General features: G+C 72.3%; 17 protein-coding genes. 5 read left to right on the top strand and 12 right to left on the bottom strand.

Annotation, left to right across the window (positions count from 1 at the left end; translation table 11 throughout):
* Window positions 1–69 precede the first annotated feature (69 nt).
* Window positions 70–564 (top strand): polyketide cyclase, encoded by a 495-nt coding sequence (locus ACLJQM_RS39950; protein ID WP_360782129.1) that lies wholly within the window; start codon window positions 70–72, stop codon window positions 562–564.
* Here the strand turns inward: ACLJQM_RS39950 and ACLJQM_RS39945 are convergent.
* From ACLJQM_RS39945 to ACLJQM_RS39905, 9 genes are all read right to left on the bottom strand, one after another.
* Entirely contained in the window at window positions 552–2,261 is a 1,710-nt protein-coding gene (locus ACLJQM_RS39945; RefSeq protein WP_410635516.1) for an ABC transporter ATP-binding protein, read from the bottom strand. The genes ACLJQM_RS39950 and ACLJQM_RS39945 overlap by 13 nt on opposite strands.
* Window positions 2,258–3,940 (bottom strand): ABC transporter substrate-binding protein, encoded by a 1,683-nt coding sequence (locus ACLJQM_RS39940; RefSeq protein WP_247022872.1) that lies wholly within the window; start codon window positions 3,938–3,940, stop codon window positions 2,258–2,260. The genes ACLJQM_RS39945 and ACLJQM_RS39940 overlap by 4 nt, the downstream gene beginning before the upstream one ends.
* Before the next feature lie 10 nt (window positions 3,941–3,950).
* The gene (locus tag ACLJQM_RS39935) at window positions 3,951–4,946 is read right to left on the bottom strand and encodes an ABC transporter permease (RefSeq protein ID WP_360782124.1); all 996 of its coding nucleotides are present in this window, start codon (window positions 4,944–4,946) and stop codon (window positions 3,951–3,953) included.
* Window positions 4,946–5,869 (bottom strand): ABC transporter permease, encoded by a 924-nt coding sequence (locus ACLJQM_RS39930; protein ID WP_360782122.1) that lies wholly within the window; start codon window positions 5,867–5,869, stop codon window positions 4,946–4,948. The genes ACLJQM_RS39935 and ACLJQM_RS39930 overlap by 1 nt, the downstream gene beginning before the upstream one ends.
* Before the next feature lie 164 nt (window positions 5,870–6,033).
* Window positions 6,034–7,224: an acyl-CoA dehydrogenase family protein gene (locus ACLJQM_RS39925; RefSeq protein ID WP_410635514.1), complete on the bottom strand. Its 1,191-nt coding sequence runs from the start codon at window positions 7,222–7,224 to the stop codon at window positions 6,034–6,036.
* A gap of 112 nt (window positions 7,225–7,336) precedes the next feature.
* The gene (locus ACLJQM_RS39920; RefSeq protein ID WP_410635513.1) at window positions 7,337–7,846 is read right to left on the bottom strand and encodes a 2'-5' RNA ligase family protein; all 510 of its coding nucleotides are present in this window, start codon (window positions 7,844–7,846) and stop codon (window positions 7,337–7,339) included.
* 19 nt (window positions 7,847–7,865) lie between these two features.
* Window positions 7,866–8,291: a VOC family protein gene (locus tag ACLJQM_RS39915; RefSeq protein WP_410635512.1), complete on the bottom strand. Its 426-nt coding sequence runs from the start codon at window positions 8,289–8,291 to the stop codon at window positions 7,866–7,868.
* Entirely contained in the window at window positions 8,284–8,988 is a 705-nt protein-coding gene (locus ACLJQM_RS39910; RefSeq protein WP_410635511.1) for an SDR family oxidoreductase, read from the bottom strand. Before ACLJQM_RS39910 ends, ACLJQM_RS39915 begins: the two co-directional genes overlap by 8 nt.
* A gap of 1 nt (window position 8,989) precedes the next feature.
* Window positions 8,990–9,865 (bottom strand): DUF427 domain-containing protein, encoded by an 876-nt coding sequence (locus ACLJQM_RS39905; protein WP_410635509.1) that lies wholly within the window; start codon window positions 9,863–9,865, stop codon window positions 8,990–8,992.
* A gap of 68 nt (window positions 9,866–9,933) precedes the next feature.
* Between ACLJQM_RS39905 and ACLJQM_RS39900 the strand changes: the two genes are divergently transcribed.
* From ACLJQM_RS39900 to ACLJQM_RS39890, 3 genes are all read left to right on the top strand, one after another.
* Window positions 9,934–10,452 (top strand): CGNR zinc finger domain-containing protein, encoded by a 519-nt coding sequence (locus ACLJQM_RS39900; protein WP_410635507.1) that lies wholly within the window; start codon window positions 9,934–9,936, stop codon window positions 10,450–10,452.
* 11 nt (window positions 10,453–10,463) lie between these two features.
* Complete coding sequence (locus tag ACLJQM_RS39895) at window positions 10,464–12,125, top strand: MOSC domain-containing protein (protein WP_410635506.1); 1,662 nt, start codon at window positions 10,464–10,466, stop codon at window positions 12,123–12,125.
* A 267-nt stretch (window positions 12,126–12,392) separates the two neighbouring features.
* Window positions 12,393–12,554 (top strand): hypothetical protein, encoded by a 162-nt coding sequence (locus tag ACLJQM_RS39890; protein ID WP_360782107.1) that lies wholly within the window; start codon window positions 12,393–12,395, stop codon window positions 12,552–12,554.
* 4 nt (window positions 12,555–12,558) lie between these two features.
* Here the strand turns inward: ACLJQM_RS39890 and ACLJQM_RS39885 are convergent, their stop codons facing one another.
* The 3 genes from ACLJQM_RS39885 to ACLJQM_RS39875 are packed head-to-tail and all read right to left on the bottom strand — an operon-like array spanning window position 12,559 to window position 14,517.
* A complete protein-coding gene (locus ACLJQM_RS39885) occupies window positions 12,559–12,885 on the bottom strand; it encodes a hypothetical protein (RefSeq protein WP_410635504.1) in 327 nt (108 codons plus the stop codon).
* A 32-nt stretch (window positions 12,886–12,917) separates the two neighbouring features.
* Window positions 12,918–13,712 carry an SDR family NAD(P)-dependent oxidoreductase gene (locus ACLJQM_RS39880; RefSeq protein ID WP_360782103.1) on the bottom strand — a complete coding sequence of 265 codons (795 nt, stop codon included), beginning with the start codon at window positions 13,710–13,712 and terminating at the stop codon, window positions 12,918–12,920.
* A gap of 4 nt (window positions 13,713–13,716) precedes the next feature.
* Entirely contained in the window at window positions 13,717–14,517 is an 801-nt protein-coding gene (locus ACLJQM_RS39875) for an alpha/beta hydrolase (protein WP_410635502.1), read from the bottom strand.
* A 94-nt stretch (window positions 14,518–14,611) separates the two neighbouring features.
* On the opposite strand from ACLJQM_RS39875, the gene ACLJQM_RS39870 reads away from it, so the two are divergent.
* On the top strand, window positions 14,612–16,090 hold the full coding sequence (locus ACLJQM_RS39870) for a tetratricopeptide repeat protein (RefSeq protein WP_410635500.1): 1,479 nt from the start codon (window positions 14,612–14,614) through the stop codon (window positions 16,088–16,090).
* The last annotated feature ends 392 nt before the right edge of the window (window positions 16,091–16,482 follow it).

The following is a 16,482-nucleotide window of genomic DNA, read 5'->3' as shown; positions in this document are numbered from 1 at the left end:
CCGCGCCGGTGTCGAACGGCGGCCCGCCCGTTCGTGGTCCAGGTGAGAGCCCCCGAGAAAGGACCCGCCATGCCGGACCACGAGAACGTGCACGCGACCCTGACCTTCCCCGTGCCCGCCGAGCGGGTGTTCGCCGTGCTGGCGGACCCGACGGCGCACGCCGCCATCGATGGGACCGGCTGGGTGCGGGAATCCGTCGATCCGGCGCCGCTGAGCGCGGTCGGGCAGCTGTTCCGGATGGACATGTTCCACGGCAGCCGGCCGGTCGGGGAGTACCAGGTGGTCAACCGCGTCGAGGTGTTCGAGGCGCCGCGGGCCATCGGGTGGGTGACCGGGCACCGGAAGGGGGACGGCGAGCTCGAGTTCGGCGGGTGGGTCTGGCGGTACGACCTGGCGCCGCTCGGTGCGGAGGCCGCCGAGGTCACGCTGTCCTACGACTGGTCGGCCGTGCCCCAGCACATCCGCGACCGGGGCATCCGGTTCCCGCCGTTCGGTCCCGGGCACCTCGAGAACTCGCTGCGCCACCTCGCCGGGCTCGCCGTGGCCGCTGCTCAGCGCAGCTGACGCCAAGCCTCGCGGCGACGGCGTTGCGCGTCCGGGTCGGCGACCGGTGCCGCCGACAGGAGGCGTTGCGTGTACGCGTGCGCCGGGGCGGTCAGGACCTCCTTGGCCGGGCCCTGCTCGACGACGTGGCCGCGGTGCATCACCGCGACGCGGTCGGCGAGCTGTTCGATCACCGCGAGGTCGTGGCTGATGAACAGGCAGGCGAAGCCGAACTCGGACCGCAGGTCGCGCAGGAGGTCGAGGATCCGGGCCTGGATCGTGACGTCGAGCGCGCTCGTCGGCTCGTCCGCGACCAGCAGGTCCGGGCGCAGGGCCAGGGCCCGCCCGATGCAGGCCCGTTGCCGCTGGCCGCCGGAAAGCTCGTGCGGGTAGCGGGCGGCCAGCGACGGCGACAGCTGGACCGCCGACAGCAGCTCCGCGACCCGTCCGTCCACTTCGGACGACCGGACCGCGCGGTGCAGCCGCAGCGGCGTCGCGACGCTCTCCCCCACCGTCGTGCGCGGGTTGAGCGAGGACAGCGGGTCCTGGAACACCATGCCGATCCGCCGCCGCAACGCCTTCGCCGCCCGGCCGCGGACCCGCGTGAGGTCGGTGTCGCCGATGCGGACGGTGCCGGCGGACGGCGCGAGCAGGCCGGTGACGGCCCGCGCGACCGTGCTCTTGCCCGAGCCGGACTCCCCGACCAGGCCGAGCACCTCCCCCGGCTCGACGTGCAGGTTCACGCCCTCGGCGGCCCGGACCGCCAGCGCGCGGAACCGGCCGCGGTAGGTCACCGAGAGGTCTTCCACCCGCAGCAGCGGGGCCTCGGCGGGCACGTCCGGGACGGATGCCGACGCCGGGTGCTCGGCCGCGGCGACGTGCGCCGGCCCGACCGAGACGTCGTCGGCCAGTGCGCGTTCGAGGCCGGCCGTGGCGGCCCCGCCAAGCGAGATGACCGAGCCGAGCAGCTGCCGGGTGTACGCCTCGGCCGGGGTGGCGAAGATCGTGCGGACGTCACCCTGTTCCACGACCAGGCCGTCCTGCATCACGACCACCCGGTCGGCCAGGTCGGCGACCACGCCCATGTCGTGGGTGATCAGCAGGATCGCCGTGTCCAGCCGGGACCGCAGGTCGCGCAGCAGTTCGAGGATCTCGGCCTGCACCGTGACGTCCAGCGCGGTGGTCGGCTCGTCCGCGACCAGCAGCTTCGGCTCGTTCGCCACCGCCATGGCGATGACGACGCGCTGCAGCTGCCCGCCGGACAGCTCGTGCGGGTAGGACCGGAACCGCTCACGCGGCTCCGGCAGCCCGACCAGGCCGAGCAGCTCGATCGCCCGGTCCCGGGCGGCGGCCGCGGTGAGCGGCTGGTGCGCGCGGATCGCCTCGACGAGCTGGTCGCCGATGGTGAACACCGGGTTCAGCGCGCTCATCGGCTCCTGGAACACCATGCCGACTTCGCCGCCGCGAACTTCCCGCAGCTCGGCCGGGGCCAGCGCGTAGAGGTTCCGCCCGGCCAGCTCCGCGCGCCCGGACACCTTCGCCGTGGGCGGGAGCAGGCCGAGCAGGGACATCGCGGTGACCGTCTTGCCGGAGCCGGACTCCCCGACCACCGCGACGACTTCGCCCGCGCGGACCTCGTAGCCGACCCCGCGGACGGCTTCGACGTCCCCGAACGAGACCGCGACGTCGTGCAGCCGCAGGAGCCCGGCTCCGGTCACTGGACGATCCCGAACTTGCGGTAGTCGACGTAGGCCGGGAACCGCCCGATCTCGACGCCGCCGACCTGCGAGCCGTGCAGGAACGAGTTGCGCGTGTAGATCAGCGGCACGACCGGCGAGTCGGCGAGGATCTTCTTGTCTAGCGCCGCCCACTTCTTGCCCGCTTCCGCCGGGTCCACGGTGGCCTGTGCTTCGGCGATGAGCTTGTCGACCTCGGGGTTGCTGTACCGCGACTCGTTGTACCCGCCGTTGCCGATCTCGGTGGACTGGAACAGCGGCTGGATGTTCGCGTTGGCCGACGGGATGTCCGGCTGCCACGAAGTGAGCGTCAGGTCGAAGTCGGACAGGCCCTTGGTGTCCACTTCGGACGTGTAGGTGTCCTCGTCGAGCGGCTTGATGGAGACCTTGATGCCCGCCCGCGCCAGCGAAGCCTGGATCGCCGCGGCCTTCTCCGGGAAGCCCCGCTCGTTGTGGGTGGCCAGGACCAGGCCGTCGAGCCCGTTCGGGAAGCCCGCTTCGGCGAGCAGCTGCTTGGCCTTCGCGACGTCACCGGAGGGCGGCGCCGGGTACAGGTCGTACTGCTCGCGGCCCTGCAGGCCCGGCGTGATGAGCGTGGTGGCGACGTCGCCGGCCAGCTGCGCGCTGCCGGAGCTGGCGACCTGGTAGGCGGCCTTGTCGACGGCGTACTGGAAGGCCTGGCGCACCTTGGGGTTGGTGAGGGTGCCGCGCTGGGTGTTCAGCGAAAGGTAGGCCAACGCCCCGGATTCCGACGTCACCAGCCGCGACTTCGCCGAGGCGTTGCCCTGGATCTGGGCCAGCTGGGCGGGTGAGGCGAACGACATGCCGAAGGCGGCGCGGTCCTTGCCCGTGTCGTCGACCAGCCGCTTGGAGATGACCCCGGTGTCCTGGCCGAGCTCGAAGTCGATGGTGTCCGGGTTGGCCAGCCGCGTCTTGTCCTCGTCCCGGCTCCAGTTCGGGTTGCGCGTCAGCTTCGCCGACTTGCCACGCTCGTAGCTCTGCAGCTGGTACGGGCCGGACGCGACCGGGTGGTCACCGTAGTTGGCCTCGGCGCCCTTGCCCTTCGGCACCGGCGAGAACGCCGGCGTGCTGGCGACCCAGTTGAAGTCGCCGTACGCGCGGGCGAGGTGGAAGACGATGGTCTTCGCGTCCGGCGTCTGGATGGTGTCGAGCTCCTTGCCACCGTCGAACGGGCCTTTGTAGGCCAGTCCCGGCGAAAGCAGGTCCTTGTGGTAGGCCAGGCCGCCGGAGAACGCGGCCGCGAACGAACGCTCGAGGCCCCACTTGACGTCCTCGCTCTTGATCGGCGTCCCGTCGGCGTACTTCAGGCCGTCCTTGAGCGTGAACGTCCACGTCTTGCCGCCGTCGCTCGGCCGCCCGGTGTCGGTGGCCAGGTCGGGCACGATCGTGGTGTCCTTGCCCGGCGCGACGTCCCACGACGTCAGCCGCCGGTGGATCAGGCCGAGCGTGGTGACGACGAGGTTCGAGCTCTTCGCCGGGTCCCAGGTGATCGACGGCGCGTCGTTGAGCAGCACCAGCGTCCCGCCCGGCTTGACGGTGCCGCCCGGCCCGGCCGGTGTGTCGTTGGCGCCGCACGCCGTCAGCAGCGTGACGGCCGCCGTCACCCCCGCGGCGAGCGAGAGCCAGTGTCCCCGTTTCATCGTTTCCCCTTCAGACGAGGCGAGCCCGCGGATCGAGCGCGCCGTAGCAGAGATCGACCAGGAAGTTCAGGACCGTGACCAGCAGGGCCGAGAACAGCGTCACGCCCAGCAGCACCGGCAGGTTGAGCGAGGCGATGGCGTCGACGAGCAGCCGCCCGACGCCGGCCATGCCGAAGATCCGCTCGGTGATCACCGTCCCGGCGAGCAGCCCGCCGAGGTCGACGCCGAACACCGTGACCACCGGCAGCAGGACGTTGCGCAGGGCGTGCCGGCCGACGACCTTGCGCTCGGTGAGGCCCTTCGCCCGCGCGGTGCGGATGTAGTCCTCGCCGAGGGTTTCCAGCATCTGGCCGCGGGTGAGCCGCGCGTAGATCGCCGCGTGCAGGAACGCCAGCACGAACCACGGCAGCACCAGGTGCCACGCCCACTGCGCGGGGTCTTCGGTCAGCGGCACGTACCCGTTCTTCGGGACGACGTCGAGCGCGAAGGCGAAGATCGTGATGCCGATCATCCCGGCCAGGTAGGCGGGCATGGACACGCCGGCCATCGCGGCGGCCATGGTGATCCGGTCGGCCGCGGTCCCGCGGCGCAGCGCGGAAAGCACGCCGAGGCCGACCCCGAGGACGATCCAGATCGCCGCCGCGCCCAGCGCGACCGAGAAGCTGACCTCGATCCGGTCGCCGATCTCGCTGAGCACGTCGACGTTGTTCTGGAAGTCCCAGCCGAAGCACGGCGCCGTGCAGTGGATCGCCGCGGCGCCGGTGCCGAACGTCCGGCCGCCGAGGATCCCGCCGAGGAAGTCGGAGAACTGGCGGTACCAGGGGACGTCGTAGCCCATGAACTCGCGCGCGAGCCGGAGTCCTTCGGGCGTGCACGGGCGGCCGCAGGCCATCCGCGCGGGGTCGGCGGGCAGGACGTAGAACACCACGAACGTCACGAAGGCGACGACCAGGAGCACGAGCAGCATCCCGGCGAACCGGGTGGCCACGAAGCGGGCGGTGCGCATCACGCCGCACCGCCCGACCGCGGGTCGAGCGTGTCGCGGATCGCGTCGCCGACGACGTTGAAGGCGAGGGTGACGAGGAACAGCAGGAGCCCGGGGAAGACGAGGTACATCGGGTCGGTCTCGAAGAAGTCGATCGCCGTGCTGATGGTGCGGCCCCAGCTCGGGGTCGGCGGCAGCACGCCGACGCCCAGGAACGACAGCGCGGCCTCGCTCCCGATCATCGACGGGATGGCGAGGCTCGCCACGACGATGACCGGCGCCCACAGGTTCGGCAGGAGCTCCTTGGTGAAGACGTGCCACGGACCGCCGCCGATCACCCGCGCCGCGGCGACGAAGTCGCGCTTGGCCAGCGTCAGCGTCTGCGCCCGGACGATCCGGGCCACCCGCGGCCAGCCGAACAGCCCCAGCACGACGATCAGCGTGACCTGGCGCGGGAAGTCGACCGGCAGGACGGCGCCGAGCGCGATCATGAAGATCAGGTACGGGAAGCCCAGGATGACGTCGGCGGTCCAGGTGACCAGCCGGTCCCACCAGCCGCCGAGGTAGCCGGCGCTGACCCCGATGAGGACGCCGAGCGCGGTGCCCAGCGCGGTGGCGCCGAGCCCGACGAGCAGCGACGTCCGCGCGCCGTGGGCGACGAGCGCGAAGAGGTCGACGCCGGTGAGGGGCTCGACGCCGAACCAGTGCGCGCCGCTCACCCCGCCGAGCGCGCCCGCCGGCAGCCCGGTCGGGCCGAGCGTGGTGATGTCCGGGGTGAGGCTCTGCCCCTCGGCCAGCGCGAACAGGTCGGCCCCGGCGGCGAGCAGCACGATCAGGACGACGAGCAGCGCGCAGCCGGACGTCCACCGCCCGGACCGGACGGCACGCCACACCGCGGCGGGCAGGGAACGCGCCGCGAGCGGCGGGAGGGAGGGGGCGGACACAACACCTTCAAAGTTCAGCCGATCGGGTGACGATCGGGGACTTTAAGGAGGTGTGCCGGTGATCGTTCAACCGTCTCACCAGGTGGACGGCAAGTAACGCGCCCCCGTACCCTTCCGTCCGGTTCATCCCGGTTTTCGGTCACGATGTGGTCGCTTTCGGCGGCTCACGTGTACCAGGTGGGCTCCGGCAGCTCGCCGCGCAGCGCGTAGACGCCGACCTCGCGGCGCTTGTACGCCACCGGGTCGTGCAGCGAGTGCGTGCGCAGGTTCCGCCAGAACCGGTCCAGCCCGTGCTTCGACGCGCTCGCCCGGGCGCCCGTCAGCTCGAAGATCTTGGTCCCGATCTCCAGCCCGGTCTCGATCACGCGCTGCTTGGCCGCCGCGACCAGGACCGCCAGCTCGCCGCGGGCCTCGGGGGTCAGGTCCTCGCGCGGGGCGTGCAGCACCGCCGAGATCGCCGCGCCCGCCTTGTCCGTGAGCGCTTCCGCGGCCCACAGCTTGGCCTGGAGGTCGCCGTAGCCGTCGAGGATGTACCACTCGTCCGCGGCGGCGTCCTTGTCGTCGCCGCCGTAGGGCCACGGGCGGGTGCGCTCGCGGGTGTACGCCAGGCCCGCGTCGAGGGCGCCCTGGGCGATGCCGAGGTAGAAGTTGGTGAAGACCAGCTGGATCGCCGGCACGTTGAGCGTGTTGTAGGTGAGCGGCCGGAACTCGCGGTCGACGTACCCGGCGGCGCTCGCCCACGGGACGCGGACGCCGGTGATCGTCACGCTGCCGGATTCGGTGAGGCGCTGGCCGATGTTGTCCCAGTCGTCGTGGAAGACGATGCCCTCCTGGGCGGACGGGACGATGGCGAAGACGTGGTCCCCGGTCCCGGCCAGGACGCCTTCGAGCACGGTCAGGTCGGAAACCCGGCTGCCCGTGGAGAACGACTTGTGTCCATTGTAGACGAGTTCGTCGCCGTCCTCGGTGATGGTCAGGTCGGAGTCGCGGGGGTTGACCGCGCCGCCGAAGAAGAAGTTGTTGCTCGTGTACAACTCTTCGACCGCCGCGATCTGGTCGTCGGTGCCGACCAGCCGCGCGGCCCAGGCCCAGAGGTAGTGGTAGCCGAGCAGCTGGCCGATCGAGCCGTCCGCGCGGGCGATCTCGCGGGTCACCCGGTAGGCGGTGTCCCAGGTCTGCCCGCCCCCGCCGTGCTCGGGCGGGCCCAGCAGGGTGACCAGGCCGGCCTCCTTGAGCAGCCGGACCTCTTCGAACGGGGTGGCGTTGCGGCGGTCGCGCTCGACGGCGTCGACGGCGAGCTTCGCGGCGACGTCCTTCGCGGTCGCGATCCAGCCGGTCTTTTCCTTGGTCGTCAACGGCTTTCCCTTCGGTGCGCGGTCATGATCCCGAGTACACCGGCGAGCCGCGGGGGTGTCAACGGGAGTCCGCGCGCTGGGACCGGGCCGTCCCACAGTCCGGAGTGGATGGTCAGCGGCGTCCGGCGAGCGGCACACCGGCGAGGTGCTCCCAGGGGCCGCCGAGGTAGCGCCAGACGTCGAGCCCGGTCGCGGTCGCGGTGCGGGGACCGGGGTCGCGGCGCACCGCTTCGAGCGTCGCGGCGGCGACGTCCGGGTGCACCTTGTTCTGCACGGTCACGTGCGGGGCGAACCGCTGCGCGTCCTGCCGGGTGAGCCAGTCCTTCCACCGCGCCCGCAGTCCGGCGTGCAGGCGCAGCAAGGGTTCGGCGGTGACGTCGAGCGCGACCCCTCGCCCGAGCGACCGCGCGCCGGTGACCGTCAGCTCGAAGGGCTCGAGGTCGCCGGCGACCTCGGCGCCGTCGGCGAGCACCGCCGCCAGGTGCTCGCCCGGGAGCGCGTGGAACAGGGTGAGGTGGGCGTCGACGACCAGCCGCTCCGGCGGGAACCACCGGCGCCGCAGCGCGTTCCACGCCGCTCGGGCGGTTTCGTCGACGGCGAGGGTCACGACCAGCGGCGGCACGCGCCGAGCATACGACGGGTCACCCTTCGGCGCGCTCCTGGATGATCCACGTGTTGCCGTCCGGGTCGGCGAAGTCGAAGAAGCTCGCGTAGGCGCGGCGTTCCGGGTCGGGGCCCGGCGCGAAATCGCCCTGCCAGTCCGCGGATTTCTTGTGCCGCAGCGGCCCGGCCGGCACCCCGCGGGCGGCGAGTTCTTCGCGCGCCGCCTCGATGTCGGGCACCACCAGGTAGTGGTCCCGCGCCGTGCCCGGGGCCGCGCCGGTCAGGCCGACGCCGAACTGGATGGATGCCGCCGAACCGGGCGGGGTCACCTGGACCACGCGGAAACCGGCGTGCGGCCGGTAGTCGACGTCCAGGGCGAAGCCCACTTTCGCCGTGTAGAACTCGACCGCGCGGTCGACGTCCGCGACCGGCAGGGTGAGGACCTCGACGCGGAACTCAGACAAGGGGCTCACCCCCGTCGACGGCCAGTGAGACCCCGGTCAGGAACGTGCTGTTCAGCGCGAACACCACGGCCTCGGCGATCTCCTCCGGACGCCCGACCCGCCGCACCGGGCTCGTCGCTTCGCGCGTGGCGAACAGTTCGGCCTTCTTCCGCTCCCCCAGCCCGTCGTAGGCACCGGTGTCGACCGTGCCCGGCGAGATCGCGTTCACCCGCAGCGGTGCCAGTTCCACCGCCAGCCCCCGGACCAGCGCGTCCACCGCGGCGTTCGTCGCGCCGACGGCGAGCATCCCGGCCGCCGGTTTCCGCGCCGACGACCCCGAGAAGAACACGAACGAGCCATCTTCGGACAGGCGCGGCGCGAAGTGTTTCGCCAGCAGCAGCGGGCCGAGCACCTTGACGTCGAACGACTTCAGCACGACGTCGTGCGCCAGGTCGCCGACAAGGCCGCGGGCCCGGGCCGACGCCGTCGAGACGACGTGGTCGACCTGGCCGAGCCGGCCGGCCAGCGCGGCGATGGACGACTCGTCGGTCAGGTCGACGAACTCGGCCTCGACGCCCGGGTCGTCGTACGCCTTCGCCAACGCCTCCTGGTCGCGCCCGGCCACCACGACCCGGGCTCCGGCCGCCCGCAGCGCCGAGGTCACCGCGCGGGCGATGCCACTGCCGCGGCCGATGACGAGCACCCGTCGATCGCTCATTTCAGATCCCCTTCTCGGCGAACGCACGCAGCTCTTCGGGGTCCAGGCCCCGGTCGACGCCGTGCGGGGTGACGGTCTGGCCCGGTTCGAGCGCCAGCTTCCGGCCGTCGAGGGTCACGTCGACGACGTCCGGCTCGAACGACACGAACCCGGACACGCGCGCGACCTCGGGCCACGCCTCCGGGTACGACCAGGCCGCGCGCTTGCCCGCGCCGATGTCGAAGTAGCCGGCCAGGCCCTTGTACGGGCAGAACGTCTCGCCGTCGACCGGCGTCAGTGCCGTGAGGTCGATGTCCTCCCGCGGCACGTACCAGCGCGGCGCGAAACCCGACTCGTAGAGCACGACCGGGCGGCGGGTCTCGGCGACGACGCGGTCGCCCTCGCGCACGACCAGGTGCCGGGAGGTCTGGCGGATGTCGACGCGGTGGTAGGGGTCGGCCGCGTGCCCGACGATCCGCTCGTCCTCCTCGAAGAAGGCGTCCATCGCCCGCCACGCGAACGCGACGCGGTCACGCAGGACGTCGGCGTGGCCGGGCAGCCCGGTGTGGCGCCACGCCGCGCGCGGTGTCTCCTCGTCCGCCGCCCGGACCGTGTACCAGCCGGTAGGGCCGAGGTCGCGGTGCGTCGTCGTGCGGTCTTCGGCGGTCAGGACGTCTTCGCGGACGTCGGCGAGCGGGAAGTACGCCACCGGGTAGCGGCCGGGTTCGTGCAGGAGGACGACGTCCTCGCTGTCGGCGATCCACTCGCCGCCGAACCGCACGCGCATCCGCCGCCGCAGCGGCTCGGCGAACAGCAGCCGTTCGGGCAGCGGCTGCTCGACCAGGAAGTGCCCCACCGCCCGGGTGGCCAGTGGTCCTTGCTGCCAGGCCAGTCCCATGATGCCTAACCTTTCTGGGTTTGTTTGATGGTTAGCCATGCAAGCACCCGTGGTGTAACCTGTCAACCATGAGTTTGGAGGTTAGGTTGGCCACGACGGACGAGACGCTGCTGCTCGACCTGCTGAACACCACCCCGGTGCGTGACGGCCGGGCCGAGGACGACCTCGCGGACGTCGCCGCCGGCCGGGAGTGGCTCGCCGCCCACGGGCAGCCGGCGACCGACGACGAGCACCGGGCGCTCGTCGAGGCGCGGTCCGCCCTGCAGGACATCGTGCGCGGCGACGCCTCCCCCGCGACGGCCGCGCGGTTCGTCGACGGCGTCGCCTACCGGGCCGCCTTCGGCGACGGCGTCGAGTGGGTCCTCGACGTGCCACCGGGCCGGTCCGCGGCGGCGCGGGCCGTGCTCGCCTGGGACGCGCTGGCGAAGTCGAGCCCCGGCCGGCTGCGCCCGTGCGCCAACCCGGAGTGCCGGCTGTTCCTGATCGACCACAGCAAGCCCAACAGCGCCCGCTGGTGTTCGATGGCCGTCTGCGGCAACCGCATGAAGGCCCGGCGGCACTACCAGCGCTCACGCACGGCGGAATGAAGGAGACGACCATGGCGCGTTTGGTGTCGCTCAACGTCGGGCTGCCGAAGGACGTGGCCTGGCAGGACCGGACCGTCCACACGGGGATCTTCAAGTACCCGGTCGAGGGACCGCGGCTGGTCCGCCGCCTCAACGTCGACGGCGACGGCCAGGGCGACCTGGGTGGCCACGGCGGCGAGAACCGCGCGGTGCTGGTCTACCAGCGCGAGTCGTACGAGCACTGGCGGCGTTTCCTCGGGCGCGACGACCTCGAAGACGGCCAGTTCGGCGAGAACTTCACCGTCGACGGCCTCCCGGACGACGAGGTGCACATCGGCGACCGGTACCGGATCGGCGAAGCGGAGTTCGAGGTCACGCAGCCGCGGGTGACGTGCTTCCGCGTCGGCATGCGCCTGGGCGAGCCGCGGATGCCGTCCCTGCTGGTGGCGCACCACCGGCCGGGATTCTACCTGCGCGTCATCACCGAGGGCCACGTCGAGGCCGGCGACGAGATCGTCCGCACCCGGACCGGCCGCCACGAACTGAGCGTCGCGGCCATCGATGCACTGCTCTACCTGCCGGACCGTGACCCCGAGGTGGTGCGCCAGGCGCTTGACATCCCGGCGCTCAGCCCCGGCTGGCAGGGCTCGTTCCGCGACCTGCTGGCGGCCCCGGCGCCCCGGGTTCAGCGTGGGTTCCGGCCGCTTCGGGTGACCCGCGTGGTGCCGGAGAGCTCGACGGTGACTTCGATCCACCTGGCGGCCGACTCGCCGCTGCCCCGCGCCGAGCCGGGCCAGTACGTGACGTTGCGCGTCCCGGGTGCCGGCGACCCGGCTCCGGTGCGGAGCTATTCGCTGTCGGCGGCGCCGTCGGAGCGTGAGTACCGCATCAGCGTCAAGCGCGACGGCGTCGTGAGCAGCTACCTGCAGACGCACTTGACTCCGGGCGCGGTGCTCGACGTGGCCGGCCCTCGCGGCGACTTCGTCCTGACCGACGACGAGCGTCCCGTGGTGCTGGTCTCGGCGGGGATCGGCGTCACGCCGGTGCTGGCGATGCTGCACGCGCTGGCGGCCAGCGGTTCGCCGCGGGAAGTCCGGTGGGTGCACACGGCCAGGACCGCTGCCGAGCAGGCGTTCGCCGCGGAGGCTCATGCGCTTCTGGCCGGCCTTCGCCACGGCCGCGAGCACGTGTTCTTGACGGCTGACACCGGGCGACTCAGCCTCTCCTCCTTGTCTACTTTGGACTTGCCGGCGGATGCGGACGTCTACTTGTGCGGCCCGGACGCTTTCATGACGGCCATGCGCACCGCGTTCGTATCGCTGGGCTTCGACGCTTCGCGTGTCCACAGTGAACTGTTCGGCGGGGTGCCGGCGATCAACCCGGGCCTCGTGGGCGTCACGCGGACTCCCCCGCACGCTCCACCGGGAGCGCCGGGAAGCGGACCGGCGGTGACGTTCGCACGCAGCGGGCTGACCGTGCCGTGGGGCGAGGGGTATCCGAGCCTCCTGGAGTTCGCCGAGGCGTGCGAGGTGCCGACGCGGTGGTCGTGCCGGACGGGGGTGTGCCACACGTGCGTGACGCCGGTCCTTTCGGGGAGCGTGTCGTACGACCCGGACCCCCTCGAACCGGCCGCGGAGGGCGAGGCCCTGATCTGCTGCGCGCGGCCGCGCGAGAACGTGGTGCTGGACCTCTGAGCCGACAGGCAGTCACACTTTCACCCGCCAGGCGTACTAATCGCTGTCGGGCGCGGGAAAGTAACACCCGTCGTGCGGCAGCCAGCAGAGTGGCATGCAGGCCGCCGCACTGATCGTTTCCACCCTGGCGATCCTGGCGACGACTGCCCTGGCCACCCGGCAGGCCGGATTGTCGCGAGCCGGGCTCTCGACCGGGCACCGCCCACCCACGTGTAGCCGCCCGGGGGACCGGGTATCACCCCGGGCACCGCCAGGAGGGAAACCACCATGGGACTTCTCATCGGGCTGCTCGTGATCTGGGCGGCCCTCGTCGTGCTCGGGATCGCCGTCAAGAGCCTGTTCTGGCTGATCATCGTCGGCGCCGTGCTCTTCGTCGCCACCGGGGTGATCGGCTTCGTCAAGCGGGAGGCGCTCGGCAAGCGGCGGTGACGCCTCAGCCGCGGTCCTGGTGCTCGCCACCGGTGTCGAAGTGGCGCTCCAGGTACTCCGCCGGCGGCAAGGAGCTGTCGCGCAGCAGCGAAAACACCTCGCTGCCCGGCGACAGCTCCTGCTCGCCCGTCGCATATCCCTGCGCGAGCCCGAGGTAGCTCACTTCGGCCCGCTCCGCGTACTCGCGTGCTTCCGCCTCGGCGAGCGCCAACGCCTCGCCGAGGTCGGCCGCGCGCCACAGCGTTATGCGCTCTTCGTACGGTTCTTCGCCCGCGTGCGTCCACCGGAAGAGGCAGCGCACCGCGAACCATTCGTCGGATTCGTCCGTCACCGCTCCCCCGTCGCCGATGGTCCGGACGAATTTTAGTGCGTTTCGGTGGTGTACCCGCCGTCGAGGGTGAAGGTCGCGCCGGTGATGTTGCCCGCGACCCGGTCGGCGGCCAGGAACGCCGCCAGGTTCGCGACTTCCGCCGGCTGGGTGAAACGGCCGGTCACGGCGTGGGAGGCCGCTTCGTCGGCCACCGCGCCGGGGGTCGCGCCGGAGCCCGCCGCGACGGTCTCGGCCACGCCGCCCGAGCCGAGCCAGAGGTCCGTCGCGACCGGGCCTGGGTTGATCGCGTTGGCGCGGACCCCACGGGGGCCGAACTCCTTCGACACCGACTTCGTGAAGTTGACCAGCGCCGCCTTCGCCGCGCTGTAGTCGATGACGCCGGGGTCGGGCAGGGTCGCGTTGATCGAGGCGATCGTGACGATGCTGCCCCGGCCCGCGGTCACCATCGTCGGCAGCACCGCGCGCGTGGCGCGGACCGCGCTCAGCAGGTTGAGGGTGATCGACCGGGTCCACTCCTCGTCGGTGACGAGCAGGAAGCCGTTCGGCCGCGGGCTGACGGCGCCGACGTTGTTGACCAGGATGTCGACGCGCCCGAGCTCGGTCAGCGCCAGCTCCACCAGCTTGCCGGGGCCGTCGGCGGTGCCGAGGTCCACGGCCAGCGTGTGCGCCTTCCCGGCCCGCGCAAGCTCCTCCAGCTCGGGCCCGGGCGCGCGGGCGCCGGCGACGACGTGGACGCCCTCGGCGACCAGGGTCCGGGTGACGGCCAGGCCGATGCCCCGGCTGGCCCCGGTGACGACGGCGACGCGGCCGCCCAGATCCAGTTCCACGGGCTCAGACCCCGTGCTCGCGCAGCCAGGCGAGCACGGCGTCGGCGACGTCGCGCCAGCCGCTGTCGATCGTGAGCGAATGGCCCCGCCCTTCGAACTGCTTCAGCTCGGTGACGGCGGTGGAGTCGCGGTACTGCTTGAGCGTCGAGCGGGTGACGACGTCCGGGACGGTGTGGTCCGCGGTGCCGGAGACCAGCAGGAGCGGGCCGCGGTCCGCTCGGCCGGTGTCGACCTTCGCCTCGGAGTGCAGGACGAAGTTCGCGGCCGCGGCCTGGAAGAGCGGCCGGGCCGGCGACGGGATCGTCCAGCGCCGGTGCAGCTCGGCCGACTCCTCGTCGGTCAGCGCGTTGCCGAAGCCGAAGCGGAACTCCTTTTCGGTCAGCGACACCGACCGGTGCAGGTTGGCCGGGTTGCCCAGTGCGGGCAGTCCCGCGCGCAGCTGCGCCAGCGGGAGCGGCAGCACGCCCTTGATCTGCGCCGGGTCGATGGCGACCCCGGCCGCGCCGATGCCCTGGCCGAGCAGCTTCTCGGTGATCAGGCCGCCGAACGAGTGGCCGACGATCACCGGCGGCCGGTCGAGGCCTTCGATGATCGACGCGAAGTGGTTCGTGGCGTCGTCGATGCCGATGTCCGCGACCGCTTCCGGGTGTTCTCTGGCCGCTTCGACGGTTTCGGGCTCGTTCGGCCAGCCGGGCGCGACGGGGGCGTACCCGGCGGCCCGGAAGTGCTCGATCCAGGGGGTCCACGACGTGGCGTGGAGCCACAGACCGTGGATGAACACGACAGGGGTACCCGCGGGTGCCATCGGATCCTCCAGTTCGGGGACGGCGTCTGCCGAGAAGCCAACACGACCCGGGCCGGGCCGTCCAAGACCTGCTGCGTGCGCATCGATAGCCGGGATGGCATCGTTGGCGCTCCACGCTCCCGCACGGAAGGCCCTGGACGTGCTGCCGGAGGTGACCGCGGTCGACCTGTTCGCCGGCATCGTCGCCGACGACCGGCCCGCCACCGAACCCGGCGCCGTCCTCGACGTCGTCGAGCTGTGCGGGCACCTGCCGCTGGCGATCCGCATCGCGGCGGCCCGGCTGCGCACGCGGCCCGCGTGGACGGTGGCGCACCTGGCCGACCGGCTGCGCCAGGCGGGCCGGGCGCTGGCCGAGCTGTCCGCGGGCGACCGCAGCGTCGCCGCTGCGCTCGCCGCCGTCTCCCCCTTCGAAGCCGAGCGGCTGCTGGAAAGCCTCGTCGACGACCACTTGCTCCAGCAGCCGGTGACCGGCCGGTTCCGCTTCCACGACCTGGTCCGCCAGCACGCGCAGACCACGGCGCAGACCGAGGAGCCCGAACCCGGGCGGCGGGCGGCGTTGCGCCGGCTGATCGGCTTCCACCTGCACACCGGCCACCGCGGCAGCCGCCTGCTCGACCAGCAGCACCCGCCGATCGAGGTGGGCGAGCCACCGGAGGGCTGCGTCCCGGCCCCGCTCCCCGACGACGGCGCCGCGATGACCTGGTTCGACGTCAACCACGAATGCGTGCTGGCGGCCCGGCAGGCGGCCGAGGACGCCGGGTGGGACACGTGCGTCTGGCAGCTGGCCTGGACGCTCGACAACTTCCACTACCGCCGCGGCCACCTGCAGGCCAACATCACGTCGTGGCTGGCGGGCCTCGCGGCGGCGGAACGGCTGGAGGACCTCGCGGTCCAGGCGCGCGCCCACCGCCGTCTCGGCCTCGTCTACGGTCCGTTCGGGCAGGCTTCCGAGGCACTGCACCACCTGAACCGATCCTTGACGCTGGCCAAGGAGATCCGCGACACGCTCGGCCAGGCGGGCGTCCACTTCGTCCTGGCGCTGCACTGGACGCACGAGAAGGACGACGAGCGGGCGCTCGGCCACGCGATGAGCGCGCTCGAGCTGTACCGCACCCTCGAGGACGGGAAGTGGGAAGCCCGCGCGTACAGCTTGATCGGCGCGTGCCTGAGCCGGCTGGGCAGGCACGAGGAAGCCCGCGGCCACGCGGAGTCCGGCCTGGCCCTGTGCCGCGAACGCGAGGACGTCTACGGCGAGGCCGACGCGCTCGACAGCCTGGCCACGATCGCGGCGGAGACCGGCCGGTACGGCGAGGCACTGGGCCAGTCCCACCAGGCGCTGACGTTGTGGCGCCACCTGGACAACACGTACCGCCAGGCGGGCACGCTCGCCGCGATGGGCGACGCGCACCACGCCCTCGGCCACCCGGGCCAGGCGCGTGAGGCGTGGCAGCAGTCGATCGACCTGTACCGAGCCCGCGGCCTGCACCCGGCGGCGGACGAGGTGGAGAAGCGAGCGGCGAACTCCGGTTGCGCGCGCGCTTCCGCCCCGCCTCCCCCTGGCCCACCCACCTGACCCGGCGGCGAACGTCGCGAATGACTCATGGGGAACCACCGACACCGCCAATAGGTCATTCGCGGCACACGAAAGCCACCACCCGCCGCCGCGACCGAGCACACCGCACTCAGCACCGCCGGACCGACGCGGGCCGCCTCCACCCGGCCAACCCATCCGCGCCCGCCCCGCCGGCACCCACCTGACCCGGTCACGAGCGCCGCCAATGAGTCATTCGCGACACACGAAAGCCACCGCCCGCCACCGCGACCGGCCACACCGCACCCAGCATCGCCGGTCGGCCTCGAGCCACCCCTCCTCGCGCACCACCCAACCCCGTTCGGCCTCACGCCACCGAACCCCGCGCACCACCCACCTGCCCCGGCTACGAACGCCGCGAATGGACCCATCGG

The organism is Amycolatopsis sp. cmx-4-83 (genome assembly GCF_046548815.1).
GTDB lineage: Bacteria > Actinomycetota > Actinomycetes > Mycobacteriales > Pseudonocardiaceae > Amycolatopsis > Amycolatopsis pretoriensis_A.
The sequence above is the reverse complement of the archived record's forward strand: the minus strand, read 5'-3'. Positions and strand labels throughout refer to the sequence as shown.